Origin of the sequence: Nocardia asteroides (assembly GCA_019930625.1) — a bacterium.
Lineage (GTDB): Bacteria > Actinomycetota > Actinomycetes > Mycobacteriales > Mycobacteriaceae > Nocardia > Nocardia sputi.
On record CP082844.1, the window covers coordinates 5,763,575 to 5,787,987 of the forward strand.

At 63.2% G+C, this 24,413-nt stretch carries 20 protein-coding genes and 1 pseudogene; 15 read left to right on the forward strand and 6 right to left on the reverse strand.

Going from position 1 to position 24,413, the window contains the following annotated elements:
* The first annotated feature begins 218 nt into the window (after window positions 1-218).
* Window positions 219-1,364: an LLM class flavin-dependent oxidoreductase gene (locus K8O92_26140; protein ID UAK31277.1), complete on the forward strand. Its 1,146-nt coding sequence runs from the start codon at window positions 219-221 to the stop codon at window positions 1,362-1,364.
* A 15-nt stretch (window positions 1,365-1,379) separates the two neighbouring features.
* Here the strand turns inward: K8O92_26140 and K8O92_26145 are convergent, their stop codons facing one another.
* Window positions 1,380-2,288 carry a LysR family transcriptional regulator gene (locus K8O92_26145; GenBank protein ID UAK31278.1) on the reverse strand — a complete coding sequence of 303 codons (909 nt, stop codon included), beginning with the start codon at window positions 2,286-2,288 and terminating at the stop codon, window positions 1,380-1,382.
* A gap of 228 nt (window positions 2,289-2,516) precedes the next feature.
* On the opposite strand from K8O92_26145, the gene K8O92_26150 reads away from it, so the two are divergent.
* The 7 genes from K8O92_26150 to K8O92_26180 all read left to right on the forward strand — a co-directional run bounded on the left by K8O92_26150 (window position 2,517) and on the right by K8O92_26180 (window position 10,217).
* The gene (locus K8O92_26150) at window positions 2,517-3,452 is read left to right on the forward strand and encodes an ornithine cyclodeaminase family protein (GenBank protein UAK31279.1); all 936 of its coding nucleotides are present in this window, start codon (window positions 2,517-2,519) and stop codon (window positions 3,450-3,452) included.
* Window positions 3,449-4,378 (forward strand): 4-hydroxy-tetrahydrodipicolinate synthase, encoded by a 930-nt coding sequence (dapA, locus tag K8O92_26155; protein ID UAK31280.1) that lies wholly within the window; start codon window positions 3,449-3,451, stop codon window positions 4,376-4,378. The genes K8O92_26150 and dapA overlap by 4 nt, the downstream gene beginning before the upstream one ends.
* A complete protein-coding gene (locus K8O92_26160) occupies window positions 4,378-5,220 on the forward strand; it encodes a fumarylacetoacetate hydrolase family protein (GenBank protein UAK31281.1) in 843 nt (280 codons plus the stop codon). The genes dapA and K8O92_26160 overlap by 1 nt, the downstream gene beginning before the upstream one ends.
* A gap of 12 nt (window positions 5,221-5,232) precedes the next feature.
* Window positions 5,233-5,742, forward strand: a complete 510-nt coding sequence (locus K8O92_26165) for a flavin reductase family protein (GenBank protein UAK31282.1) — start codon at window positions 5,233-5,235, stop codon at window positions 5,740-5,742.
* Window positions 5,742-6,992 carry a bifunctional 3,4-dihydroxy-2-butanone-4-phosphate synthase/GTP cyclohydrolase II gene (locus K8O92_26170; GenBank protein UAK31283.1) on the forward strand — a complete coding sequence of 417 codons (1,251 nt, stop codon included), beginning with the start codon at window positions 5,742-5,744 and terminating at the stop codon, window positions 6,990-6,992. The genes K8O92_26165 and K8O92_26170 overlap by 1 nt, the downstream gene beginning before the upstream one ends.
* Before the next feature lie 29 nt (window positions 6,993-7,021).
* Window positions 7,022-8,674 carry a fatty acid--CoA ligase gene (locus tag K8O92_26175; protein ID UAK35950.1) on the forward strand — a complete coding sequence of 551 codons (1,653 nt, stop codon included), beginning with the start codon at window positions 7,022-7,024 and terminating at the stop codon, window positions 8,672-8,674.
* Between the two features lie 88 nt (window positions 8,675-8,762).
* Window positions 8,763-10,217 (forward strand): NAD-dependent succinate-semialdehyde dehydrogenase, encoded by a 1,455-nt coding sequence (locus K8O92_26180; GenBank protein ID UAK31284.1) that lies wholly within the window; start codon window positions 8,763-8,765, stop codon window positions 10,215-10,217.
* Between the two features lie 483 nt (window positions 10,218-10,700).
* Here K8O92_26180 and K8O92_26185 read toward each other — a convergent pair whose 3' ends face one another.
* Complete coding sequence (locus K8O92_26185; protein UAK31285.1) at window positions 10,701-11,549, reverse strand: helix-turn-helix transcriptional regulator; 849 nt, start codon at window positions 11,547-11,549, stop codon at window positions 10,701-10,703.
* A 145-nt stretch (window positions 11,550-11,694) separates the two neighbouring features.
* Here K8O92_26185 and K8O92_26190 point away from each other — a divergent pair, with 145 nt between their 5' ends.
* From K8O92_26190 to K8O92_26200, 3 genes are read left to right on the forward strand one after another with little or no spacing between them, the layout of a single operon-like run.
* The gene (locus K8O92_26190) at window positions 11,695-12,483 is read left to right on the forward strand and encodes an SDR family oxidoreductase (protein UAK31286.1); all 789 of its coding nucleotides are present in this window, start codon (window positions 11,695-11,697) and stop codon (window positions 12,481-12,483) included.
* Window positions 12,484-12,485: 2 nt separating this feature from the next.
* Window positions 12,486-12,920, forward strand: a complete 435-nt coding sequence (locus K8O92_26195) for an SRPBCC family protein (GenBank protein ID UAK31287.1) — start codon at window positions 12,486-12,488, stop codon at window positions 12,918-12,920.
* A gap of 42 nt (window positions 12,921-12,962) precedes the next feature.
* Window positions 12,963-13,760: an SDR family oxidoreductase gene (locus tag K8O92_26200; protein ID UAK31288.1), complete on the forward strand. Its 798-nt coding sequence runs from the start codon at window positions 12,963-12,965 to the stop codon at window positions 13,758-13,760.
* A 261-nt stretch (window positions 13,761-14,021) separates the two neighbouring features.
* Here the strand turns inward: K8O92_26200 and K8O92_26205 are convergent, their stop codons facing one another.
* The gene (locus K8O92_26205) at window positions 14,022-14,693 is read right to left on the reverse strand and encodes a LuxR C-terminal-related transcriptional regulator (protein ID UAK31289.1); all 672 of its coding nucleotides are present in this window, start codon (window positions 14,691-14,693) and stop codon (window positions 14,022-14,024) included.
* 750 nt (window positions 14,694-15,443) lie between these two features.
* Window positions 15,444-16,184, reverse strand: a complete 741-nt coding sequence (locus K8O92_26210; GenBank protein UAK31290.1) for an SDR family oxidoreductase — start codon at window positions 16,182-16,184, stop codon at window positions 15,444-15,446.
* A 28-nt stretch (window positions 16,185-16,212) separates the two neighbouring features.
* Here K8O92_26210 and K8O92_26215 point away from each other — a divergent pair, with 28 nt between their 5' ends.
* Window positions 16,213-16,881 (forward strand): TetR/AcrR family transcriptional regulator, encoded by a 669-nt coding sequence (locus tag K8O92_26215; GenBank protein ID UAK31291.1) that lies wholly within the window; start codon window positions 16,213-16,215, stop codon window positions 16,879-16,881.
* A gap of 580 nt (window positions 16,882-17,461) precedes the next feature.
* Here K8O92_26215 and K8O92_26220 read toward each other — a convergent pair.
* Window positions 17,462-17,959 carry a recombinase family protein gene (locus K8O92_26220; protein ID UAK35951.1) on the reverse strand — a complete coding sequence of 166 codons (498 nt, stop codon included), beginning with the start codon at window positions 17,957-17,959 and terminating at the stop codon, window positions 17,462-17,464.
* A gap of 641 nt (window positions 17,960-18,600) precedes the next feature.
* On the opposite strand from K8O92_26220, the gene K8O92_26225 reads away from it, so the two are divergent.
* The 3 genes from K8O92_26225 to K8O92_26235 are packed head-to-tail and all read left to right on the forward strand — an operon-like array spanning window position 18,601 to window position 23,485.
* Window positions 18,601-19,854: an alpha-xenorhabdolysin family binary toxin subunit A gene (locus K8O92_26225; protein UAK31292.1), complete on the forward strand. Its 1,254-nt coding sequence runs from the start codon at window positions 18,601-18,603 to the stop codon at window positions 19,852-19,854.
* Window positions 19,855-19,888: 34 nt separating this feature from the next.
* Window positions 19,889-21,061, forward strand: coding sequence for an alpha-xenorhabdolysin family binary toxin subunit A (locus tag K8O92_26230; protein UAK31293.1), 1,173 nt, complete (start codon window positions 19,889-19,891; stop codon window positions 21,059-21,061).
* A gap of 9 nt (window positions 21,062-21,070) precedes the next feature.
* Window positions 21,071-23,485: a hypothetical protein gene (locus tag K8O92_26235; protein ID UAK31294.1), complete on the forward strand. Its 2,415-nt coding sequence runs from the start codon at window positions 21,071-21,073 to the stop codon at window positions 23,483-23,485.
* 67 nt (window positions 23,486-23,552) lie between these two features.
* Here the strand turns inward: K8O92_26235 and K8O92_26240 are convergent.
* Window positions 23,553-23,768, reverse strand: a pseudogene (locus K8O92_26240) (IS21 family transposase).
* Window positions 23,769-24,413 lie beyond the last annotated feature (645 nt).

Sequence of the window (24,413 nt, forward strand, 5' to 3'; positions counted from 1 at the left end):
GGTCACAGTAGGAGGGCATGGGTTATCACACAATTGCGAGAGTTCTGATGATCCCATAACCAGGTGCTTATGTGGGGGTCCTGATCTATGGATTAGGAATCTTCTTATGGGTTTATCACTTAACTCGTAATTGCCTTATAGGGAGGAATAGATATTGTGATGGTGATCACTAGATATCCGGTGGGGTAGCCACCACGCAGCGCTCCGAGAGGACCACCATGAAGCCGAGAGCCGAAGACCCGTCGAAACTGAGTCTCGGATACTTCTTCCCGAGCGGGAAGACCAACTTCCTGTACTCGGACGAGGCAGCTCGCCGGGCACCGGCTATGACCAAAGCCAACTTGGTCGAACTCGGCAGGGCTGCCGAGCAAGTCGGGTTCGATTCGTTGTTCATTGCTGACAACTGGTCCGGCCACCAACGGGCAGCGGAGGAGTTCGGGCACCAGTCACCCGCCTACCATGCGCCGCTGCTTGCCATGGCGTTGCTGGCGACGACCGAGCACATCGGCGTCATCTCCACCTTCCACACCACTCACCACAAGCCCGCCCACGTCGCACGAATGGGTGCGACGCTGGACGCGTTCAGCGAGGGTCGCTGGGGGTGGAACGTGGTGACCGGGTTCAGTGCCGACGAAGCCGCGCTGTTCGGAGAAGAGTTCGTCGAGCACGATCAGCGCTATGTGATGGCCGCGGAGTTCGTCGAGATCGTGCTGAGGTTGTGGACCGAACAAGAACCCATCGACGTCGATGGTGACTACTACCGGGTGACCGGACGGATCAAGGCGCCGCGCCCGGCGCAACAGCCCCATCCGCTCCTGGTCAGCGCGGGGGCATCACCGGCGGGCGCCGAATTCGCTGCGAGCTTCTGCGATCAGTTGGTGACACTGGCCAACACGGAGGAGTTGGTACGTGAGGTCGACAGCCGCCTGGCGGCGCTGACCGAGAAGACACAGCGTGTGGTCGGAACCTGTCCGTTCTCGATGGCAATCGTGCGCGACGGCGACGGCGAAGCCGAGGCCGAATATGCGCGGTTGCTGAAATCGCTGAACGTGGACGCGACCAAGGAGATCGCCGCCGACGTGCTCGGCTCGATCGAATCATCGCGTTCGATGTACGCCAAGATGGGTGAGGACGAGGCCACTCGCGCGTTCGGGGGCGCTGGGTCGGTGCTGCAGTTGATCGGCACGCCCGAGCAGGTGGCCGAGAAGATCATCTCGCTGAAGCGCAACACGGCGACTACGAACCTGCTCATCAACTTTCCTCTGTGGAGTCCGCAGGAACTGGCCTCCTTCGCCCCCGTGCTCGAGCACCTGCGGGAGGCCGGAATCTGGTCGCCTCCGCAGGATCGCAAATGGTCGTGGTGATCGAGAGGCGTGGAGTCAATCCTGCCGCAGGGCGGCGCGAATCTCCTCGACTGCTGCCTGCTGGAGTGGCGAGAAGTACTTGTCACGTCGCCGTAGCATCGCGATTCGCTCGCTGAGATCGAGTCCGGGGACAGTCAACTCCCGCAGACGCCCGGCTGCGATGTCAGCGCTCACGACGTAGCGAGGGGCGAAGACCGCCCAACCATTCTCCGCCGCCGCCTGTTTCATCGGCTCGGCATGGCCGAAACGAATGATGAAGTTCGGTTCGATATCGCTGTGCCGCGCGAGTTGTTCCATCAGACTTCGCTGGTAGATCACCTCGCGCGGGGCTCCAACGAAGGGTAGCCGAATCGCCTCCTCCACGGTCAGCGTGTCCGACCGAGTCTCCAGGCTCGGCCCGGCGCACAGAATGATCGCCTCGGTACGAATGACCTCGGCGGAAATGGTGTCGGGGAGGTGTCGTTGATCCCAGCTCACGACTCCGAAGTCGGCTTCTCCTGTTTCCACGGCGCGCAACGCGTCGTTGGGCTGCGAACTGGACAACGTGATATCGGCGCCCGGGCGGCTGCGCTGAAACCGTGACAGGATCGAAGGCAGCAAGTAGCTGCCGACGGCCATGCTCGAAGCAATCGCGGCGGCCCCTCCCCGGCCGGAGGCGAGCTCTTCTACATCCCGCTTGACCTGTGCGGCCGAGGCCAGCATCTCTTTCGCCCAGAGGTTCGCGCGCTCCCCGGCCTCGGTCAACACCAGGTTGTTGCCTCGGCGGACGAACAGCTTCGCGCCCAGCCAGGATTCCAGCGCGCGCAGCTGCCCGGAGACGGCCGGCTGAGCGACCATGAGCGCCTCGGCCGCACGAGTGACGGTGCCTTCCTCGACAACGAGTCGAAATACTTCGAGTCGCTTGAGCGACAACTGCGCTTCCATACGAGCTCCTATAAGAATCTACTAATGACTATATAGAACTGTTGATATTTGCTTTATATCACGTGTCCCCTACTGTTAAGTGCATCACAGACGTTGTGGTAGTCGATGCCACCCCGGCTTGCGGGACCAAGAGGCCCGCTGCTCACGGCGCGAAACCCCGGAGCCACATTGCGCGCGTTGGGCACCACTGTGTCCGCGTCTGGACGAATACAACCGGCAAGGAATCCGATGGACATCCCGTGGATCACGGATAGGCAAGTACAAGAAGTGATCTCGCTGACCGATGCGATCGAGGCGGTAGCTCGATCGATCGTTCGCGAGACCAAAGGCAATGCCGGCGATATCGCCAAGACCATGACAACCTGGGGTCCTGCCAGCAGTGCCCACGCGCTCGGTGCCTACGACGGTGGTGCAGATCTCGTGGCCTTCAAGACCTGGGTCAACACCCCGGCCGGGGCAAGCGCGCTGATGACACTGTTCGACATGTCCGCCGGTCGTGCGAGGGCGGTGCTCGAAGCGGGCGCGCTGGGTGCATTGCGCACCGCAGCGGTGACCGGATTGGCCACTCGCTTGATGAGTGACCCCTCGGCCTCGGAACTGGCACTGATCGGCAGCGGCCGACAGGCGCTCCGTCAGGTCGAGGCAATCTGCGCGGTCAGGCCGATCCGTCGCGTTCGGGTGTGGAGCCGCTCCGAGGACCGGCGAATCGGATTCGCAGCCGCGGTGCGTGACACCCTCGGCATCGATGCGACAGCGACCGCGACACTCGCCGAAGCGGTCGACTCCGCGCCGATCGTCACACTGATCACGCGCGCTATCGAACCCTTCTTGTCACGTGGCTTGCTGGCCACGGGAACCCACCTCAACGCTGTCGGTGCGATCTTGCCCAACAACGCTGAATTCGACCCCGCGCTGCTGGAGGAGTCCGACCTCACCGTCGTAGACAACTTCGTCAACGCTCAGCGCGCATCGCGGGAACTGAACGAGTACTACGGCGTCGACTGGAGCGCGGTGAGCACCCTCGGCGACCTCCTCACCGAGAAAGCCCACCGCCCCTCACAACCTCGACTGACGGTCTTCAAAGGACTCGGGATGGGGCTGGCCGACCTCGCCGTCGCTGCGACGGCACTCGAAGCCATCACTGGACAAGGAGCACCGGCGTGAGATTTCGTACCAGCACCGCATTGATCACCGGGTCGATCGCACCGCTGATCACCCCATTCACCGACAGCGGCGACTTGGACATCGAAAGTCTTCGGCGACTCGTTGAATGGCAGATCGACGCCGGGTCGCACGGTATCTCGATCGGCGGCTCCACCGGAGAGCCGAGCGCGCAGACCATCGCCGAACGGATCGAAGCGATCCTCGCCGTTGCCGATCAGGTCAACGACAGGGTGCCGTTCATCGCGGGAACCGGCTCGGCCAAGCTCGATGAGACCATCGAGCTCACCAACGCCGCCCACCTCGCCGGCGCCGATGCTGTCCTGATCATCACCCCGTACTACGCACGACCCACCCAAGAGGCGTTGTACCGCTGGTACGCCGCGATCGCGCAGGAATTCCCGGATCTGCCGATCATCCTCTACAACGTTCCCTCGAGAACTGCGGTCGAACTCGACCCCACGACAGTCGCACGTCTGTACCGCGACTTCGACAACATCATCGGAATCAAGGAAACCACCAAGGATTTCGAGCATTTCTCGCGGGTGATCCACGAAGCCGGAGAAGACATCGGGGTCTGGTCGGGCATCGAACTGCTCTGCCTGCCACTGTTGGCACTCGGCGGCGTCGGCTTCGTCAGCGCGGTAAGCAACATCGCGCCACACACCGTCGCACGAATGTATGAGCTGTGGATCGCCGGTGACCACGACGCCGCCCGACGATTGCACTACGCCTTGCATCCACTGGTCGATCTGCTGTTCGTGGAAACCAACCCCGCCCCGGCGAAGTGGGTGCTCCACCAGCAAGGACGTATCGCTTCGCCACACGTGCGCACACCGCTGATCACCCCGACGGCTGCGGGGATCGAGCAGATCGAAGCGCTGCTGGACCGCGCGTCGGTCATCGTGAACGAAGAGAAGGCATTCTGATGCGACTGGCCACAGTGGAACTCGCGAGCGAACCGCGCACGATCGTTCTCGATCAAGGCGGCCGCGCGCGAGATGTCACCGCCGCGACCGGCGTGGTGAAGGCAGATTTCGACATCGCTGCCTTCGAGGAACTGACCGAGGCGAATCTGCAGAACTACCCGCTCGTCGAACTCGACCGGATCACCCGATGGCTTCCGCCGGTGACCGAACCCCGCCGAATCCTGTGCGTCGGGTTCAATTACCACAACCATGCTGTGGAGATGGACAAGGAGTTGCCTTCGCACCCGACGTTCTTCGTCCGGTTCGCCTCATCGATGGTCGGTCATCTGGAGCCGATCGAGCGGTGCTCCGTGTCGGACAGCCTCGACTGGGAGGGGGAGATCGCGGTGGTGATCGGCAGGGGCGGCCGCCACATCAACAGGCGTGACGCGGCCGACCACGTCTGGGGATACACCGCGTTCGCTGACAACAGTGTTCGCGAGTTCCAACTCCACGGCACCCAGGCCACCGCCGGAAAGAATTTCGACCGATCGGGGTCCTTCGGTCCCTGGCTGGTGACAGCCGACGAAGTCGATGATCCGTCGGCGATGGAAGTGCACACCTACCTCGGCCAACAGCGGGTACAAACTGGTGTCCTCGCCGATCTCGTATTCGATATCCCCGCTGTCATCGAGTACGTCAGCACATGGACGACTCTGTCACCGGGCGACGTCATCGCCACCGGCACGCCTGCCGGGATCGGCTACCGGCAGGATCCGCCCCGGTATCTACAGGCCGGCGACGTCTTGACCATCGATATTCCCGGTATCACCCGACTCGTAAACCGCGTCGCCGACGTGTGAGGAGGATTCACGATGAGTACCAGCTCGACGACGCGCACGGACATCGCGACTGCCTTGAAGGAGGCCATGGCCTCGGTCTGCACACCGGTCTCGGTCATCACAACGATGGACGGCGACCGTCCACACGGCACCACCGTCAGTGCGTTCGCGTCCTTGTCGATGCAACCGCCGATGCTCATGGTCGCGTTGGACCGGAGATCGGATCTGTTGTCGATTCTTCGGCGTACCAAACGATTCGGGGTGAACATCCTCGGTTCTGCCCAGCCCGGGACAGCCACCGCATTCGCCCGCAAAGGAACCGACAAGTTCGCTGGGATCGGGTGGGTCAACCAGTCCGGGGCCCCCCGGTTGATCGGCGCTCCGGGATGGGTGGTGTGCGATGCCGCGTCCTTCATCGAGGGCGGGGACCACATCGTCGTGTTCGCTGACGTCCGCGATGCCGATACCAACGTCGGGCCGCCGTTGACGTACTTCCGCCGCGGATTCGGCACGCACACCGTGCTCGCCTCGGAGCCACAGTGATGGCGGCCACCGGCCACGCCGTGCAGCGGGCGGTGGCGGCGCTCCGCTCCGGTGGCATGGTCGTCGTGGTCGACAGCGCCGACCGCGAGGACGAAGGCGACCTCGTGGCGGCTGCCGAGGCCGTGACCACGGAGCAGATGGCCTTCATGGTTCACCACACCACCGGCATCATCTGTGCTCCCATGACCGGCTCCCACGCCGACCGACTGGAACTTCCCCCAATGGTCGCGGACAACGGCGACCCGCATCGCACCGCCTTCACCGTCACCGTCGATCACAGAACAACCGGAACCGGCGTCTCAGCCCACGATCGTGCGACCACGGTCGCTGCGCTGGCCTCCGCGGCGAGTAGCGGTGCTGATTTTCGCCGCCCTGGCCATGTCTTTCCGCTCAGAGCTCGTCCTGGCGGCGTCCTCGAGCGCCCTGGACATACCGAGGCGGCTATCGACCTGCTGAACCTTGCCGAGCGAACACCGGTCGGTGTCATCGGAGAGATCGTCGCCGACGATGGATCGATGCGGCGTGGGTCTGATTTGCGAGCGTTCGCGGTCGCCCACGGCCTTCCCCTGATCACCATTGCCGAGCTGATCGAACATCGTCGCCGCGAGGCATTCTCGGTAACCCGTCTAGCTTCAGCGCGGATGCCCACCGCGTTCGGAAGTTTCCAGGCCACCGCCTACCGAGGCAATTCCGACAGTGTCGAACACTTGGCGCTGGTCATGGGGGATGTGCGTGCCGCCAGCGAGGGAACGGCGGGCGTGCTGGTCCGTTTGCACAGTGAATGTCTGACCGGTGACATCCTGGCCTCACAGCGATGCGATTGCGGCGACCAACTCGAGCAGTCCCTTCGCGCCGTCAGTGACCAGGGGTGTGGCGCGGTGATCTACCTGCGTGGACACGAAGGGCGAGGGATCGGTCTCGGTCCCAAGATCCTCGCCTATGAACTGCAAGACAGTGGCATGGACACCGTCGACGCCAATCTGGTCCAGGGCCTGGCTGCCGACGCACGCGACTACACCGTCGGCGCGCGGATTCTCGACGACCTCGGTATCTCGAGGGTGCGCCTGCTGACCAACAATCCTGGCAAGTGCGCTGCGTTGATCGCCGAGGGAATCGAAGTGCGTTCTCGTGTAGGCCTTCCCACCGCAGCCACCGCTGACAACCTGCGCTACCTGCGGACCAAACGTGACCGCATGGGACACGCACTCGAAATCCCCGAACGTCTCGATATCGAAAGAAGCGCGTTGTGACCGCACTGCCCTCTGGCCGGACTTCTCCCGTGCGCAGCACCATGCAGAACATCGGGCTTCAGATCCGGCGGCTACTCGATCACGGAGCGACTGTGCACGGCGCCGGCAAAGTGATCACCGCCGCCCCCGCGCCCGATCAGCCTCGCTCAGTCACCTACGCAGACACTGCTCGAAATGCTGCCAGACTGGCCTCTGCGTTGACCGCTCTGGGGGTGGCCACCGGCGATAGGGTCGCCACCTTCATGTGGAACAACCAGGAACACATCGAGGCGTACTTCGCTGTCCCTTCAATGGGGGCGGTGCTGCATCCGCTCAACGTACGCCTCGCCGGGGAACAGATCAGTTACATCGTCGGGCATGCGCAGGACAAGGTGGTGATCGTCGACCACACCCTGTTCGATACCTTTATGACGATCGTGCCGCATTTGAGCACAGTCGAACACATCATCGTCAATGGTCCCGTCGACATCGACGAACTCTCCGGTCACGGCGTCCACATCCACGACTACAGCACCCTGCTCGATGGACAGCCCGATCAATTCGCCTGGCCGGACATCGAGGAAAATCATCCTGCGGCAATGTGTTACACGTCGGGAACCACCGGAAACCCCAAGGGCGTCACCTACAGTCACCGATCGATCTATCTGCACGCGCTGGCAAGCTCGTTGCCTGACGCCTTCGACCTGTCATGTCAGGACACTGTTCTCGCGGCCGTTCCCCAATTCCACGTCATGGCTTGGGGTCTGCCGTATAGCGCCTTCCTCACAGGCGCATCGCTCGCGTTGCCGGATCGGTTCCTCGGACCAGAGCACCTCATCCACTTCATCGGCTCCGCTCGGGTCACCAAAGGCGCCGCGGTCCCCACAGTCTGGACCAGCGTGCTGAACCATCTCGACCAGAGTCCTCCGCCCGCACCACTCGCTCTCCGTGAAGCCATCGTCGGTGGCTCGGCGATGCCGGCGTCGCTGTTGCAGGCATTCGCCGAGCGCCACAGCATCACAATGGTCCACGCATGGGGGATGACAGAGATGTCGCCGCTGGGCACCGTCGCCCGCCCGCCGGCGAACGCGAGCGCGGAACAGTTCACCCGCTACCAGCTCACTCAAGGGCGTCTCCTAGCCCCTGTCGAAGCCAAACTCGTCGCCGACAACGGAAAAGAACTCCCGTGGGACAACACGGCCGTCGGCGAGCTGATCGTACGCGGACCCTGGATTACCGGCAGCTACAACGGCGACCCCGAACCGGACCCCGACAAATTCCTCGACGGATGGCTGCGCACCGGTGACGTAGGCAAGCTCAGCGCCGATGGGTATCTGACCATCACCGATCGAGCCAAAGACATCATCAAATCCGGCGGAGAATGGATCTCCTCGGTGGAGCTCGAAGGACTGCTTGCCGGCCACCCCGCGGTCCACGAGGCCGCCGTCATCGGTGTACCCGACGACAAGTGGGGAGAACGTCCACTCGTCGCGGTCGTGCTGGTGGCGGGGATTTCCGCCACCGCCGCAGAACTGCGGCACTACTTAGCCGACCATGTGAACCGCTGGCAACTGCCGGAACGCTGGTCGTTCATTGACGAAGTCCCCAAAACCTCGGTCGGCAAGTTCGACAAGAAGCTCCTGCGTGCCCAGCACGCAGGAGGTCAACTCGCCGTCGAATACACGCAACCGGCACGCGCCTGACGCCTCCACGAAAACCGCCGCCCCCACCGCGGTGAACGACCCCCGCAGTGCGAGCCCGCGCTCGCGACCATCGACGACAAGGTTCGACATGGCCCTCCCCGGCACTCTCGCTGCCCCTCATCGCATGTTCATCGCCGGACGTTGGACGACCGGCGCCGGAGGGCGATTCAGCGTCGAAAACCCCGCCGACGCCAGCACAATCGCAACCGTCGCCAACGGGGATGCCAGCGACGCCGGCCGCGCAGTCGACGCCGCGGCCGAAGCCGCAGCCGCCTGGGCACAAACCTCCCCGCGGCAACGGTCGGAGATCCTGCGCGCCGCATTCTCCCTGATGCACAGGGCGCACGGCGACTTGGCAGAACTCATCGTCGCCGAAAACGGCAAGTCCCGATCAGACGCCGACGCCGAAGTGGCTTACGCAGCAGAGTATTTGCGGTGGTTCGCCGAAGAAGCGGTCAGAAACGACGGTAGCTACACACGCTCACCTGCGGGAAACACCCGCACCATCATCCACCGCCACCCCGTCGGCGTAGCCGCACTCGTCATTCCTTGGAACTTTCCGGCGGCCATGGCCACCCGAAAAATCGGGCCTGCGCTGGCTGCCGGTTGCACCGTTGTACTCAAACCCGCTGCGGAAACGCCGCTGACTGCGCTCGCTCTTGCCCGGATTTTGTCCGAAGCGGGCGTGCCGGACGGTGTCATCAATGTCCTACCCACCACCCGTGCCGCGGAGGTGGTCACGACCTGGCTCCAGGATCCGCGTGTTCGCAAGATCTCCTTCACCGGATCGACTCACGTGGGGAAACTTCTGCTTCGCCAAGCAGCAGATCGTGTCCTCAACAGCTCCATGGAACTGGGTGGAAACGCGCCTTTTGTCGTGGCACGCGACGCTGACCTCGACAAAGCTGTCGACGGTGCCATGATCGCGAAGTTCCGCAACAGCGGCCAAGCCTGCACTGCGGCCAACCGATTCTACATCCACGAAGCTGTCCTCACGCCGTTCGTCACGCGGCTGAGTGAGCGAGTTCGAGCGTTGGCGGTCGGACCTGGCGCCGATCCCCGCAGCGAGATCGGGCCACTCATCAGTGCTGAAGCTGTCGCAACAATCGACGGCCTGGTCAACGCCGCGGTCAGCGCCGGGGCACACATCATGGCTCGCGGGGATTGCCCAGTAGACAGCAAGGGAAACTTCTATCCGCCGACGGTGCTGACCGATGTCGCCCACCACGCCGACATCGTCCGGCACGAAATCTTCGGCCCCGTCGCCCCCATTCTCGCCTGGAAGGACGAACGGGCGCTGCTCAGACACATCAACGACAGCGAAGCCGGTCTGGCCGCGTACGTCTACTCCAGAGATCTTCAATACGCCTTGCACCTCGGAGAAGCCGTCCAGGCCGGGATGGTTGCGATCAACCGCGGTCTCGTCTCGGACCCAGCGGCGCCGTTCGGCGGCATGAAGCAAAGTGGACTCGGCAGGGAGGGCGGCCGCGAAGCTCTGCACGACTACACCGAGACTCAGTACCTCAGTGTCGACTGGAATTGAGCCCGAGACCGTCCTGGAAACCCGTTCGAAGTTGGCGACATCGATGAACCGCGACGAGTTGGTCGGAGATCTACCACAGCCGCCCCCAGCCGGATGCTGCATGGGTGAAACTTTGCGTCGCAATCGTGCTGTACATCCGACGCGGCACACGAGTGGGCGGTGATCGACTGAACGAAGACGCTCTAATGATGCGCTGGTCGCATCATGCTGATCCACGGATCTCCTTTGCCCTCCGAACCGGATGTGACTGTAGGTCCGACCCCGTGACACCATTCAGGGGCATGACGGTGCGCCAGGGACTGCTGTGGGAACCGATCCGGGGTGCTGGCGGTGGCGAACAAGACGTGCCGTACGTGACCGCGGGCCTTCCGCAGCCACCTCAACGGATATGCCACCATGCAAGCTGGGGTCACGAACGTGCTCTACCTCCGGCAAGCGGTAGCGAACGAGCGGCGGCGTGTCTGGGCTCTTCCGACGCCCAGGTCACTTCGTCGAGGCGTCGAACTTTTCGGTCCCGATAGCCCTGAGCAGTGTGAGCGTGCGCGCATCCGACGATCCCGGATCGGCTGTATAGACCACAATTCGAAGGTCACTGCCTTCGACGGTGAGCACATCGCAGTCCAAAGTCATCGGACCGACCTCTGGATGCAAAATCGTCTTTCGGGTCGACTTGTGTCTGGCAATCGTGCTCCGGTTCCATAGCACATCGAAGCGCTCACTTACCTTCCGCAAGTCGGAAATCAGTGCGCGTAGTTGTGTATCGTCCGGGAACAATCCGACGGCAGCCCGAAGATCGGCGACTGCGGCAGCTTCGAATGCCGCATTCTCGCTGGCAGTCGAGACGATCCGGGACGGGAGATCGGTGAAGTGCCGCCACAGTAGGTTGCGATTGCGCGAGTTCTCGCCGGACAAATCGCCGAGCAGCGCTGAAGCCAGAGGGTTGGCTGCGACCAGTCGCCAGGTCGAGTCAAGGACCATGACAGGCACATCACCGAGGCGACTCAAGATCCGCTGAACCCCTGGCGTCAGATGGCGGTTGATACCGGTGATGTGCGGATTCGCATGGCCGGCCAGGCCGAAGAGGTATGCAGTCTCGTCATCGGTCAGCTGTAGTGCGCGCGCCAGCGCTTCCAGAACTGGCGGCGAAGGGATTCCTGCGCGTCCTCGCTCGAGACGAGCCAGATAGTCCACCGAGAGCCCCGCCAGATTGGCAACCTCCTCGCGGCGCAGTCCTGGCGCCCGGCGGAGGCTTCCAGAAGGCAGCCCGATGCTCGCCGGACCCAGACGATCCCGCCAGTCGCGCAAACAACGACCGAGTTCTTTCCGATCCATGTATCCATCCTGGCCCACATACGACCGCTGAGGGTGGCCCTACCAGTCCCAGGCAGCAGCGGCCTCTGGTCGTCGACGTGACTCACCCGGCACGGTTGTTGCAGCTGTAGCCCACACCCGTGGCCGCAGGACAAGGAGTAGGTACATGAACCAACCAGGAGGGGTGACGAGCCTCGCCGATCGGAGTCTGGCAGGAAAGGTCGCACTGGTCACCGGGGCCCCGCGCAGTATCGGGCGCGCCATCGCTGGCGCCCTCGCATCGGACGGTGCCCACATCGTCTTGCACTACCGCACTCGCGAGCGAGAGGCCCATGACGCGGCACAGGCGATCCGCCAGAAGGGCGTCGACGTCGTCGCATTCTCGGGCGATCTCAGAAGCAGCAGCAACGTCACAGAGTTGTTCGATGCCGCCGAGGAGCATTTCGGTCGCATCGACATCGTCGTGGCAAACGCGGGTGCCACCTCTCAGCTCCAACCGGTCGCCGAAATCTCCGACGCCGAGTTCGACCGCATGCTCGATATCAACACCCGCGCGGTCTTTTATGTCCTTCGCGAAGCAGCACGCAGGATCGCTGACGGCGGGCGAATCATCAACATCGGCAGTAGCTCAGTCGACAGCGCCGGAGCGGGCTTCGGCGCTTACGCCACCAGCAAGAACGGCCCCACCGCCACGATCCGCACCCTCGCCAAGGAACTGGCCGCGCGAGGTATCACCGCAAACACCATCCTTGCCGGTGCAGTCAATGATGGCTTCCTCGCCGTGGACAGCGAAGTGCTCAGCCCGGAATTGATGAACCATGTTGCCGCGTCCGCGCCCGCGGGGCGACTGGGCGCACCCGATGATATCGGGGCGGTGGCACGCTTCCTCGCCCAACCGGAAGCCGCATGGATGAACGGGCAGTCCGTGACCGTCAACGGGGGAAGCTGGATCTGACGATGGACATCACTGTCGAATACACCGCCGTCATCGACGGTGCGCCCCGCGCGATCTGGCAACTGCTCGCACAGTTCGAAGACCTGCATTGGCACCCGGAAGTGTCAACCAGCGATCTCATGTCCGGCACAGCCGGACAATCCGGCGCGATTCGGCAAATCCGACTCGCGGACGGCAGCATCATCAGCGAGCGGTTGGATCAGATCGACCACAGCCGAATGACGCTGACCTACGGGTTTGTGGGTGTACCGCCTATCCCGGTCACCGCGTCGCGCACGACAGTCTCGCTACAGCTCGCAGACGGGCAGACGGCGATCACCTGGCAAGGCGACTACGAAGTCGCCACGAGCGACGACGCGGAAGTGGTTACGCGGATCAGCCGCGAGCTCGTATGGCCGATCACCGCCCTGGCGCTCAAATCAGCCGTCAACCGCTGATTCGGTGCCTTCCCGTCTTTACACCTCAATTGGAGAAACATCATGACTGCACACCCGAATCATCACCCTGCGCCTGTCGCCATTCACGCTCGTCGCCTCGAGGACAAGGTAATCCTGATCACAGGCGCTTCCGCTGGTATGGGGGAGGCCGCGGTCAGGAGGTTCGCCGCCGAGGGCGCGCACGTTGTGGCGGGTGCGCGTCGCATTGATCGTCTCGATGCGCTGGCAGCAGAGCTTTCCACCGACGACAACCAGGTCATCGCCGTCCCACTCGACGTGACTGATGAGTCCAGCATCGAAGCAGCTGTGGCCGCTACCATCAAGCGATTCGGTCGGCTGGACGGAGCGCTCAACAGTGCTGGGATCACCAGTGACGGCACGCCACTGCACCAAAAGCCCACCGAGATGTACGACAGGGTCATGGCTGTCAACGCCAAGGGCGTCTTCCTGTCGATGAAGTACGAAATCCCAGCACTACTGGATGCCGGCGGTGGTTCGATCGTCAACGTCTCCTCCATTGGCGGAATGGTCGGCGTTGCGGGCATCTCCGAGTACGTTGCCTCGAAATGGGCCGTCAACGGCTTGAGCAAGAGCGCAGCCCTCGAGCTCGCCTCGTCCAACATCCGCGTCAACTCTCTGGCTCCAGGCTCAACACGCACCGAGATGTGGGACATGCTGCCGCTCGAGCTTCAGGAGCATTTGGCATCGATGGCACCGATGAACCAAATCGCCTTGGCCGACGACATGGCCAGAGCTGCGCTGTTCTTGCTCTCGGACGAAAGCCGTTGGACGACTGGCGCTGTCATCCCCGCAGAGGGCGGCCATCACGTCGGGCGGTAGGTCCGCCCAGCTTTTGGGTCCGGTGGACAACCGGATCCAAAAGCTGCCAACCCGTAGGATGGCGTCGAAATGCCAGTCCGGTGACCGCGAACAGGCTGTCACCGGAGAACAGCACCTCGGCTTCGGGCAAGTACAGGCACACCGCGAGCCCGCCCGCCGACATCGCCGGGCGGGCTCGCCCCTGCTCATATGGCGAGGTGAGGCCGACATCGCGACTGAGACGCGGACTCACCGCAGCCGAGCTGGATGTTGTCGTGACGATCATCGGGATTGTTGCTGTGAGTCCTCTGTTACCCAGGCTGCGATCTGTGTGCGCGAGGTGAATCCGAGCTTTGTCAAGATCTTTTCGACGTGGCCCTGGGCGGTTCTTTGCGAGATCACCAACTCGGCGGCTATCTGCTTGTTACTCAGCCCCTGGGAGACGAGCTCGGCGACCTGCCGTTCCCGCCTGGTCAAGCTCACAGACAGACCCGATATCTCGTCGTCCCGCTGCACCCCGAGTGCATAGACGACGGCGGCGTCCATGCTCATTTTCCGCCCTCGGCGGAACGCTGCCCCGAATCGACGGCTGCCGAGAGCATGAAGCGTTTCCCGTTCGCATTCGCGATGGAAGGGTGACGCCGTCGGAAAGACGGTTGTCGCGCTATTCTCCATCGGCCAGAGGCTCTGTCCGGCTCCCATGAGAATGGCAGCGCGCTCGGCGTTACCACCGGAGGCAGTGATCCATGCCATCGCGTGGAAATTGAACGCGGCGACAATCGGACTACGTAGTCGCTGATTGACCCGCACTGATTTCTGGAGCAAGTGCTCGGCGTGGTGCCGGTCACCGCGCTGCCATGCGGCGACGCCCATACCCCATAGGGCGGCGCAGCGGTAGAACAACTCGCCACACGGCTCGGTGATGGTGAGCGGTTCCGCGAAACTCTTGCTCACTCGTTCTGTGTCGCCCCCTACTTCGTAGGCCCAACTACGGGAAGCCAAAGCATCGACATACAAACTGTCCCTGCGATTCGAGCCGAGTAGCTCAACGGCACGTTCGAGCGAGGAGCAGCCGCGGGCAGGTGCGCCGCGAATGAGTTCGAGAATGCCCTTCCTCGGCGTGGGCGATCCGCGCCTTGATCGTTGGCGTCGGCTCCTGTTCGGCGAGCGCGCGCGCCTCCTCCAGAGGAGGGGACCGCAGCACGAAAGTCGCCCTGCCAGGAGGCCAATTGACTGCTTACCTGGAGGGCCTTGACACGGTCGGGTATCGGCGTGGCCTCGCTATGGGCGAGTACCCGGTCGAGTCAGGAGCGGCCTTCCCCGTACAGGCCACGAAAGGTCCAGAACTCGTACAATGCGGCGGCGGTGCGCAATTCGGTTACGGCGGCTTTTTCGGTGTCGTCGTTCAGGCAATTCTCGAGCGCTTCGCGCAGGTTGGACTGTTCGGTTTGAAGGCGGTTATCCAGTCGGGTTGTCGGTGGCTGATCCAGCCGGCCTCTGCGTCGAGCGCCAGCTTCTGGTACCAGTCGCGGTGCCGCCGGCGCAGATCGTGGTGTCAAGGGTCGGAAAACAGAGTGGACGAGACCCGCGCGGGCCCGGGCCCAGCCGGGTTCTGCGACGACCACAGCCAGCCCTGTTAGTCGCCCGTCACCGGTGCGGGTGTCCGTCTTTGTGGCCTGTCAGGTCACCCCGAGGAGCGGGTATTCAGCCCTGGCGCGTCGGTCGGATGGTCAGTTCCCCGATTTCGACGGCGTCGGGTTGATCGATCGCGAATTCGATCGCGCGAGCTACCGCCATCGGGTCGATGCCGATATCGGTCATGTTCTTCCTGACGTGCTCATGCAAGGCCGGATCGTCGATGGCTTGGTCGATGAACTCGGTGCGGACCAGGCCGGGGGAGATCGATGTCGTCCGCAGCATCCCGTCGGTGCTCTCCTGCCGCAAGCCCTCCAGGAGCGTGCGCACCGCGTTCTTCGTTCCGGCGTACACCGCTTGGGTGGGAACGATTTTCAGGCCGGAAACCGAGAGGACCGTGACGAGGTGCCCGTTGCCCTGGCGGCGGAACACCGGTAGCGCTGCAGCGATGCCGTGCAGGATTCCCTTGACGTTCACGTCGACCATCGCCGACCATCCCTCGGCGTCCAGGTCGGCGACGGGGCTGAGTCTGCTGATCCCGGCGTTGCCCACCAGGACGTCCAACTGCCCGAAGCGCTCGACGGCGAGAGTGACGAGCGAGTGGAGGTCCGCGGGATCGGTGACGTCGACCCGCGCGGCGGCCGCGGCGCCGCCAGCGGCTTCGATCTCGGCGACCAGCCGGTCGAGCCGGTCGGTGCGTCGGGCGCCGAGGACAACGGCCGCGCCGAGTGAGGCGAGGTGGCGAGCGGTTGCTTCACCGATTCCGCTGCTGGCGCCCGTGATGGCGACGACCTTGCCGTGAATGGTCATGACGATCCCCTTCAGCTAAAGTGGACATATGTCCGGTTACCCCGACGAGCTTAGCGGACACGTGTCCGCTTCTGTCAAGAGCAGCGAACCACGGCGCGCAGACGCACAACGCAACCGCGAACGGATCCTCCGAGCGGCACGAGAACTGATGCACGAGCCGGGAGAGCTGAAGCTCAACGCGGTCGCGAAAGCCTGCGGCATCGGGCAGGGCACGCTGTACCGGCACTTCCCGACGCGGGAGGACCTGCTCGCCGAGGTCTACCGCCATGAAGTGGACGAACTGGTTGCCGCGGCGGCTCGCCTGCTGACAACGCATCAGCCGCCGGATGCGTTGGCGGCGTGGTTCGATCGGGTGGCGGCCTACGCCCGGGTCAAGCGTGATGTGTTCGCCGCAGTCGAGGCGGCGACCTGGCGCGACCTCGCTGCCCACAGTCTCGGCCCGATCGGTGAGGCGGTGGAACTGCTGCTGGCGGCTGGTCGCTCGGACGGCAGCATCCGCGCCGATACCGAAGCCCGCGACGTCATCGTGCTCATCAGCTGGTTGTCGCGGCTCGACGACGCGGAGCTCGACAGTCGCGGACCGCGGTTGCTGTCGATCCTCGTCGACGGACTCCGCACACACCGCCCTCGAGCGACTACGCAGCGGCACGCTCATGATGCCAGCTGCACGGCGCGCCCTGGCCTGTCCCCTGATTGAGTAGCCGGGAGACGGCCACTGTCGCAGCGCTCGATATAGCAGGAGCACCCGGAGCGCCAAGTGGCGTATATGGTTGAAGTCGCCACCTAGCTGTTGCGGGTCGTGACGTTGGTGACGGGGTGGCGGTGGTGGTGTGCTGAGGGGCGGTTCTTTCGGCGGCAGGATGTGAAGCGCCAACTACCACGTCCGCCGCAGGCCGAAAGAACCGCCGTGATTCACCGTAATGCTCCGCTGACCGTCGAGGGCCGCTACCGGCTCGTCCAACGGTGCCAGGTGCGGCCGATCGCTCATGTTGGGGTCGAATATGGTGCGATCGCGCTGTTCCCGACCCCGAAAGCGTTGGCCGACAACACTGGCCGCTGACCAGTTCTTGTGCTACCTGACCGAATACCTGGTCCGCAATGCTGGCGGGTTGACGGTGAACGTCCCCGGCAACGGCACCTCGGTCAACGACGGGATCGGGCCGTCTGTCTGCTATGGCTACACCTCCGAGGTGGACAACCCAGTGGACATGCTGTTGCCAATAATCGAACACGGCGACGGTTTCACAGTTGACCCTCGAAACTGTGCAATCCGCAGTTCAGGATGCTGCGGCGTCGGTTCGCAGGTATGAGTAGACGATTTCGCGGCTGACACCGAACTCCCTGACCAGCTCCGCTTTCGACACTCCGGGCGGCCGCGCGGGCGCGCAGTTGGGCGGCTTGCTCGGCGGTGAGGGCGGGTTTGCGTCGGTGTAGGCGCCGCAAGCCTTCGCCGCGGCGATGCCCTCGCGCTGGCGTTCGAGGATGAGGGCGCGTTCGAACTCGGCGAAGGCACCCATCACGCTCAGCACCAGATTCACCATCGGTGAGTCCTCCCCGGTGAAGGTCAGCGCCTCCTTCACGAACTCCACCCGCACACCCTTGCCGGTCAAAGTGCGCACCAACCGGCGCAAGTCGTCGAGGTTGCAGGCGAGGTGGTCCATGGAGTGCACGATCACGGTGTCGCCGCCGCGCACGAACGCGATCAGCTCCTCCAGCTGTGGGCGTGCGGTGTCCTTCCCGGAGGCCTTGTCGGTGAAGGTGCGCTCGACGGCGATTCCGTCGAGCCCGCCAGGTCACCATGCCGCTGCAAGTCCTATTGCAATGGGACGACGAAGGAAACCGCTCGGTCTGCTGCTCGAAGGCCGGGTCCGATCGGGTCGATGAGGCGCACCGATTGTGCATCTGCACTTGCAAGCGGAGTTCTCAAGGGAAGAAACCACCCGGATGGACCTGTTCTCGGACCAGGACGTGACGCTCTTCTTCGACCGCGTGCAGGAACGAAGCCTGGCCATTCGAAACTCTGCCCATTGCAGACCCCAGGTCTGAAATAGGTGCGGCGTCAGACCGTGGAATAGTGGCGGAGTCGTTAGGACGATCATGTCGACACAACGCGTACTTTCGGCGCAAACTGAGTGGAGCCAGGACAGGGCTGTCAGCAAATCTCTCCTCCGGCAGTAACACTGGACCGGAGCAAGCGAAGGCAAATCGGACGAACCTTCTCGGGTGAAGGGCGTGAGTCGAGCGTGCGCGCACGATCGCGTACCGCCGCTAACCTCGTGCCACTGTCGGCCGCGAAATCTACGAACCTGGTGAGGCTCGAGTTCGGAAACCATCTTCCCCATCGCACCCGCCGATCGGTCGACTGGTCGCTCATTGCGTTGCGGGCATGTTGATACCGATGCTCTGACTACAGCCGGTGCCCGAAAGCGACAGAGGACATTCGCTGGTGTTATCCGGCCGGTTTCCCTCAACAAGGAGGTCATCGATGACCAGTTTGGATATCGGACCCGGAGAGTTGTCCGAGCCCGGCGTGCAGGGCGGGCCGAATTTCATTCTCAGCCGGCCCGAGTGGATCAAGATCCAGGTCTTCGTCCAGGATGCGCTCGTCCTTCCGACAACACAGACCGAGTTCAGGAACTCCTTGGGCCCGGGCGCGCCCAATGACCTGTCCGACTTCACCAAACTGATCAATGTCTATCGACTGATCAATGATGACGGCAAGAATTGGCGTGACTCGATCTATCCCAAGGCGATCAGCGTGGCCAGCAACATCCTTCAGTACGGCAGGGACAAGGTCCCGGTCTACTACCCGCCCATCAAGGACCTGGCGCAACGGCTGATGAACAATCCGAACGATCAGCAGGCGAAGAACGACTTGAAGTCGGTTCTCAAGACGTTGCGGGGCGAGGCCGACAAGCAGGTACAGTGGGCGCGCTTGGTGTCGAGCACGACATTCCAGTTCGCGTATGACATCGAAACCGACAAAACAACGTTGGTGGGGACGGACGGCAATGGCGGCCTGGTCGCGTACTACGACAAGAAATACGGTCAAGCCAGCCAGGCCGTCGCCGACGTCACGAAGCAGATCGCCGACGAGAAGACTGTGCTGAAGGCGGCGAACGACGAGTACAACCACGATGTGGTGGTGGCGTCGACAACGCCGGCCTACGCGTGGCTGGGATTGCCCGGGTTCATCGCCGGAGCGGTCGTGGCCGGTGAATACGGCGCTCGCGCTGTCGAAGCCCTGAAACGAGTGAAAGCCGCCAAGGCGCAGATCAACAAGCTGGAAGCCGAGTTGGCCGCCGACGCGAATCTGATGAACGCCGCTCGGTCCGCTCAGCAGAGTTCCTCGACGATCGCGCAGGACATCACGGCAGTTCTCCCGGTGGTCCAGAAGATCGAGGGAGTATGGGGTGCTTTGTTCGACGACCTCGGGTACATCCTTGACTTGATCGACAACAACATCGCTCAGGTCCCCCCGATCATCATGGACCTGGGCGTCGACGCGGCCATCGCCAAGTGGGCCGCGGTGGCCCAAGAGGCCGAGAAATTCCTCAGGAACGCCCACGTCAGCGAGCAGCCCGACGGTTTCGAGCAGTGGACCGTGGAGGGATGGCGGCTGGCGACCCTCATCACGCCGAACCGCGTCCTCGCAGGCGCGCTCCGGTGACTGTCACTGCAACCACCTGGAAGGAGATTCTGCGATGGCGGAGTTGAATATCGGGCCCCGGGAACTGGCAGACCCGGGCGAGCAGGGCGGGCCGGCGTTTACGCTGAGCCGGGCCGAGTGGGTCAGAATCCAGGCCTACGTTCAGGAGGCCCTTGTTCTCCCGACAACCGAGACCCAGTTCCGGAACAACTTGGGCTCGGGCGCGCCCAGCGATCTATCCGACTTCACCAAGTTGATCGACGCCTACCAGGAGATCAACAAGCACGTCACGACGTGGCGCGAGACGATCTATCCTGCCACGATCAGCCTGGCCAGCGACATCAACGATTACGGTTCGAACAAAGCGCCCATCTATTACCCGCCCATCAAGGACCTGGCGCAAAAACTGACGGACAACCCGAACGACCAGCAGGCGAAAGACAAGCTGAAGGCGATTCTGGACGTGTTGAAGAAGGACGCCGACACGCGGGTGCAGAAAGCGACCGCAGTCACCGCCCAAATCCATCAGTTCGCGAAGGACACCGAGACGGACAAGACGACGATGGTGGGGACGGGCGGTGATGGTGGCCTCGTCGCGTACTACAACGACAAGTACGGCAAAGCCAGCAAGGACGTCGCCGACGTCACGAAGCAGATCGCCGACGCGAAGGCCGTACTGAAGGCAGCGAACGACGAGTACAACCACGATGTCGTGGTGGCCGCGACGACGCCGACCTACGCGTGGCTGGGACTGCCCGGCTTCATCGCGGCATCAGTCGTGGCAGGCGTCTACGGCAGTCGCGCCGTGGAGGCCCTGCACAGGATCAATGCCGCCAAGGACCTCATCAATTCGCTGGAGGCGAAGTACGCCGCCTACGCGAACCTGATGCACGCCGTCGAATCCGCTAAGGACAGCTCCACGACGATCGGGCAGGACCTCACCGCGGTGCTGCCGGTAATCCAGAAGATCGAGGGCGTTTGGGGGGCCATCTCGAGCGACCTCGAGACGATCCGGACGATGATCGACAAGAACATCGAGCAGGTTCCCCCGCTCATCATGGACCTGGGCGTCGACGCGGCCATCCGTAAGTGGGCCGCGGTGGCCGAGGAGGCCGACAGCTTCCGCATGAATGCCTACGTCACTGAGCAGCAGCGCAACCAGTGGACGGTGGAGGCATGGCGGCTGGAGACCCTTATCACGCCGAACCTCGTCCTGGCGGGCGTGTAGGACCGCGCCATGAATGTCGTTGCGGCGCAGTCCTACGATTGGCGCACGCTCTACGGTGACATCGAACAGCAGGGCAATGTGCCCTGCTGTTCGGCCACCGTGATCGACGCCACCTACGCGGTGTTCCGGGCCATGTACCTCGACCTGGGCGAGGTACAGACCGCGTTGCACGACTCGGGTTTCGATCCTGTCCTGGTGACGCTGGTAGCCGACGTCGTGAACGTACCCGCCGGAATCTCGTGGCAGCTGAAGCGCACTGTTCTGTGGATCCAGGCGCGACGGATGCAGAGCGATGAGCCGTTCACCGTGACCCTCGATTACCGAAGCGATCACGGTGCCCGATTCGTGCTCTTCTGCGACGAGCTGGCGGGCAGCGTGCAGGGTCAGGCTGTGGTCGCCTCTCAGCAGACCATCGCTCTACCCGTCATCGATGCTCCACCGCCCTCCGGCGGTGTGCTGATCAAGTATGTCGAGGGCAGTGGTCCGGTCCAAAGCCCTCTGGACCGGGCCCAGGGGGTCGCGGCCCTGTCGGCCCCGGACTACTTCCAACAGGCGATGCGCACCGAGTTCGTGTTCGCCTCGCTGCTCTACGACACCCATCCGGACCTGGCGCTACGCCAGCTGGCATGGCTGAAGAACTGGTCGAGCTACAACGTCGAGCTGCTGGGCGTGCTCCTGCGCAGCTCCTCGCTGCTGGCACTGCTCACCGCGCAGATGAACGCGGAATCCGATGGGACAGTCTTCGTCCCGTATCTGAGTCGGCAGGTCTACACCGACCTCGCGAAGGCCTTCGTCGCCGAAGCCAAACAGTACGAGGCCGACTACCAGGCCCTCAGCACCCAGACCGTCGTCACCGACAACTTCATCCAGCTCGCCAAGGCGCTGCTGGCGAACAAGACCTACGAGACCCAATACGCCACTCAACTGCTGGCTCAGGCGAAAGACAACTTCGACAACGCCAGCGCCGCGGTCGCCGCCGCGCAGCAACGGCTGACGGCGGCTCAGGACACTGCCGAGGAGACCCAGATCGACTTCGAGGAGATCGGCGTACCCGAATGGAAGAATCAACAGATCCTCAAGGCGATCATCGACCTCAGCACCGCGGTCATCACCTTCGGCGTCGGGATCGGCGCCATGTTCGTCGGCGACCCTGCGGCAGGCGCCGCCGCCGCGGGCAGCGCGATCGAGGGAGCGGAGGCGGTGGAAGCCGCCGCCCAGGCCGGCAGTGACATCGCGAACCTGGCCGCGAGCCTCAAAGACTGCATGGGCCAGCTCAAAAAAATCGCGGAGGCACTGAAAAAGGTCTACGACCTGTCGAAGGAGATCGTCGACGCCGTCGAGAACTTCCACGACGCCGAGGAATACGCCGCCAAGCTACGGGACATGAACCTCGACACCGGCGGGGCAGATCTCACCGCGACCTTCCAGTGGCGGATCTACCAGCAAAACACCGACGCCATGCTCGCCGATCCGGTCCAGAAAGGCATCCGCTACGCACGCGAGCTCGAACTAGCCGTCGACGCCGTCGCCATCCACGGGCAGGAATTGGCTGCCGCCCAAGCGGCCGCGGTCGCGGCCGGCCAGCAGTACGCCGCGGTCAGTCTGCAAAAACAGTTGGCCGAACAGGAACAGCAGCAGCTGCAGCAGTACCTGGACTCCTTGGTCCACGGCGAGGCTCCCCTGGCAGCGCTGATGCAGCAGCTGTACCAGCGCTACCTCGACACCAAGAGCTCGCTGTTCACCGCCCTACAGGGCTACCGCGCCTCGTACTTCTACTGGGCACTGGCACCCTCGGTAGTGCGCCCACGCATTCTCGACAACATCGGCGAACTCGATGCCGGACTGACGAACCTGACAAGCATCACCATGGACTCCGCGACGGCGCTGGAACACTTCTCCCCGCCGCCGCAGGTCCTGGCCGACAAGAGATACACCATCGACAGCACAAACGCCCCCGAGGTCCTCGCCCGATTCAAGAAGACAGGGACCGCCCGCTTCGAGGTACCCCTGGACACCGACGAGTTCGCCGGTTTCGGCCGAGTCCGGCTCACCCGCGTCCGGATATGGGTGGACAAAGTCGTGCCGCGAAACGGCAGCTCGATCAACCTGACCCTCGGCAACCAAGGCAACTACCTCGATCGATATCGAGGGAAAACGTATCAATTCACTTCCAAGCCTTTGGCTCTCGACTTCGAGTACCGGGTCACCGCCAAGAAGAACGGACCACCCGACTGGAGCTTCGACGACGGAACTTACGGTTACGTCGAAGTCGACGGCGCCCTCGATCATGAGGTGAGCTACGCCTACTTCGAACCGACCCCCTTCGCCGGATGGAACATCACGGTCGACCCGTCGACAACCGACTTGTCGAACGCGACTTCGATCACCATGCAGTTCTCCGGCTCGATAATCCACGACGCGTGACAGACCGCCGCCGAGGAGGCCAGTGTCGATGCTGGTCTCTGCGCTCGCAGCGATTTCGGGGCGCACGACGGAAGGCTTGGCATTCGGCCGTGAACTCGTTGCGGCCTGCCCGCCAGCGGCCGATCGCGCCTTCACCATCCCAGACCAGAACCTTTGGCACCGAACCCAACCGTTGGATCAGCGTCCACCAGCCCGCGAACAGATCGGCATGCCGGGTCGGGACCAGCAGCGCCATCAGCCACCGCGAATACCCCAGAACCATCGTCAACACCAGGAGCTGTTTCGGCCCTCTGACCTTCTCAAACGGCGAATCTCAGCCCAATCCTCCACAGCGAGCATCCCTTCGGTTCTCCCTAGCTCGGATAGGGCCAGGGTCACCGACCAGGTGGTCCATTTTGAGCTTCGGTGGGCCGCTTCTCAAATTGCTGCGCTTTGTGTTCGACAGGGCTCTGTACTGTCGGCATCGCAGGACGCTCGTAGTTCCTGCTGGCTGAGCGAGTTGCAACTGGCCATCGAAGTGGTTGTTTCGGCTCGTTTGGGCTGGGCTGGCGGAGTCGATCCGAGCTGGAGGGCGATGGCCGCGAAAGTAATGCTGCGGCTCCAATCGCGTAAAAAAGTCGGAGCTTTCCGGTCGAGTGAAGTTCTTTTTCTTCCAGTCGGGCTTGAGGTATCCCGCTCATCTCTTCCAGCTTGCGCAACATGGCGGAAAAGGAGACATACCAGGCGTCGAACCAGTCCCACAACGTATTGTCGAGATCGGAACAAGAAGTGCGACCTTTGGCTTGTCGCTGCGCCTCATCGCCATGACAGCCGAAGGTAGTCGAGAGCTACGACATCGGTAATCCCAGCTTCAGATACGCCAAGCTCACCACAGGGCACCCGATGCCCGGGCAGAAAGGCCCCGCCAGGTGGCGGGGCCTTTCGCATC

Coding starts and splice junctions, on each gene's coding strand:
- K8O92_26140 (UAK31277.1), top strand. CDS start 219: ATGAAGCCGAGAGCCGAAGACCCGTCGAAACTGAGTCTCGGATACTTC.
- K8O92_26145 (UAK31278.1), bottom strand. CDS start 2,288: ATGGAAGCGCAGTTGTCGCTCAAGCGACTCGAAGTATTTCGACTCGTT.
- K8O92_26150 (UAK31279.1), top strand. CDS start 2,517: ATGGACATCCCGTGGATCACGGATAGGCAAGTACAAGAAGTGATCTCG.
- K8O92_26160 (UAK31281.1), top strand. CDS start 4,378: ATGCGACTGGCCACAGTGGAACTCGCGAGCGAACCGCGCACGATCGTT.
- K8O92_26165 (UAK31282.1), top strand. CDS start 5,233: ATGAGTACCAGCTCGACGACGCGCACGGACATCGCGACTGCCTTGAAG.
- K8O92_26170 (UAK31283.1), top strand. CDS start 5,742: ATGGCGGCCACCGGCCACGCCGTGCAGCGGGCGGTGGCGGCGCTCCGC.
- K8O92_26180 (UAK31284.1), top strand. CDS start 8,763: ATGGCCCTCCCCGGCACTCTCGCTGCCCCTCATCGCATGTTCATCGCC.
- K8O92_26185 (UAK31285.1), bottom strand. CDS start 11,549: ATGGATCGGAAAGAACTCGGTCGTTGTTTGCGCGACTGGCGGGATCGT.
- K8O92_26190 (UAK31286.1), top strand. CDS start 11,695: ATGAACCAACCAGGAGGGGTGACGAGCCTCGCCGATCGGAGTCTGGCA.
- K8O92_26195 (UAK31287.1), top strand. CDS start 12,486: ATGGACATCACTGTCGAATACACCGCCGTCATCGACGGTGCGCCCCGC.
- K8O92_26200 (UAK31288.1), top strand. CDS start 12,963: ATGACTGCACACCCGAATCATCACCCTGCGCCTGTCGCCATTCACGCT.
- K8O92_26210 (UAK31290.1), bottom strand. CDS start 16,184: ATGACCATTCACGGCAAGGTCGTCGCCATCACGGGCGCCAGCAGCGGA.
- K8O92_26215 (UAK31291.1), top strand. CDS start 16,213: ATGTCCGGTTACCCCGACGAGCTTAGCGGACACGTGTCCGCTTCTGTC.
- K8O92_26230 (UAK31293.1), top strand. CDS start 19,889: ATGGCGGAGTTGAATATCGGGCCCCGGGAACTGGCAGACCCGGGCGAG.
- K8O92_26235 (UAK31294.1), top strand. CDS start 21,071: ATGAATGTCGTTGCGGCGCAGTCCTACGATTGGCGCACGCTCTACGGT.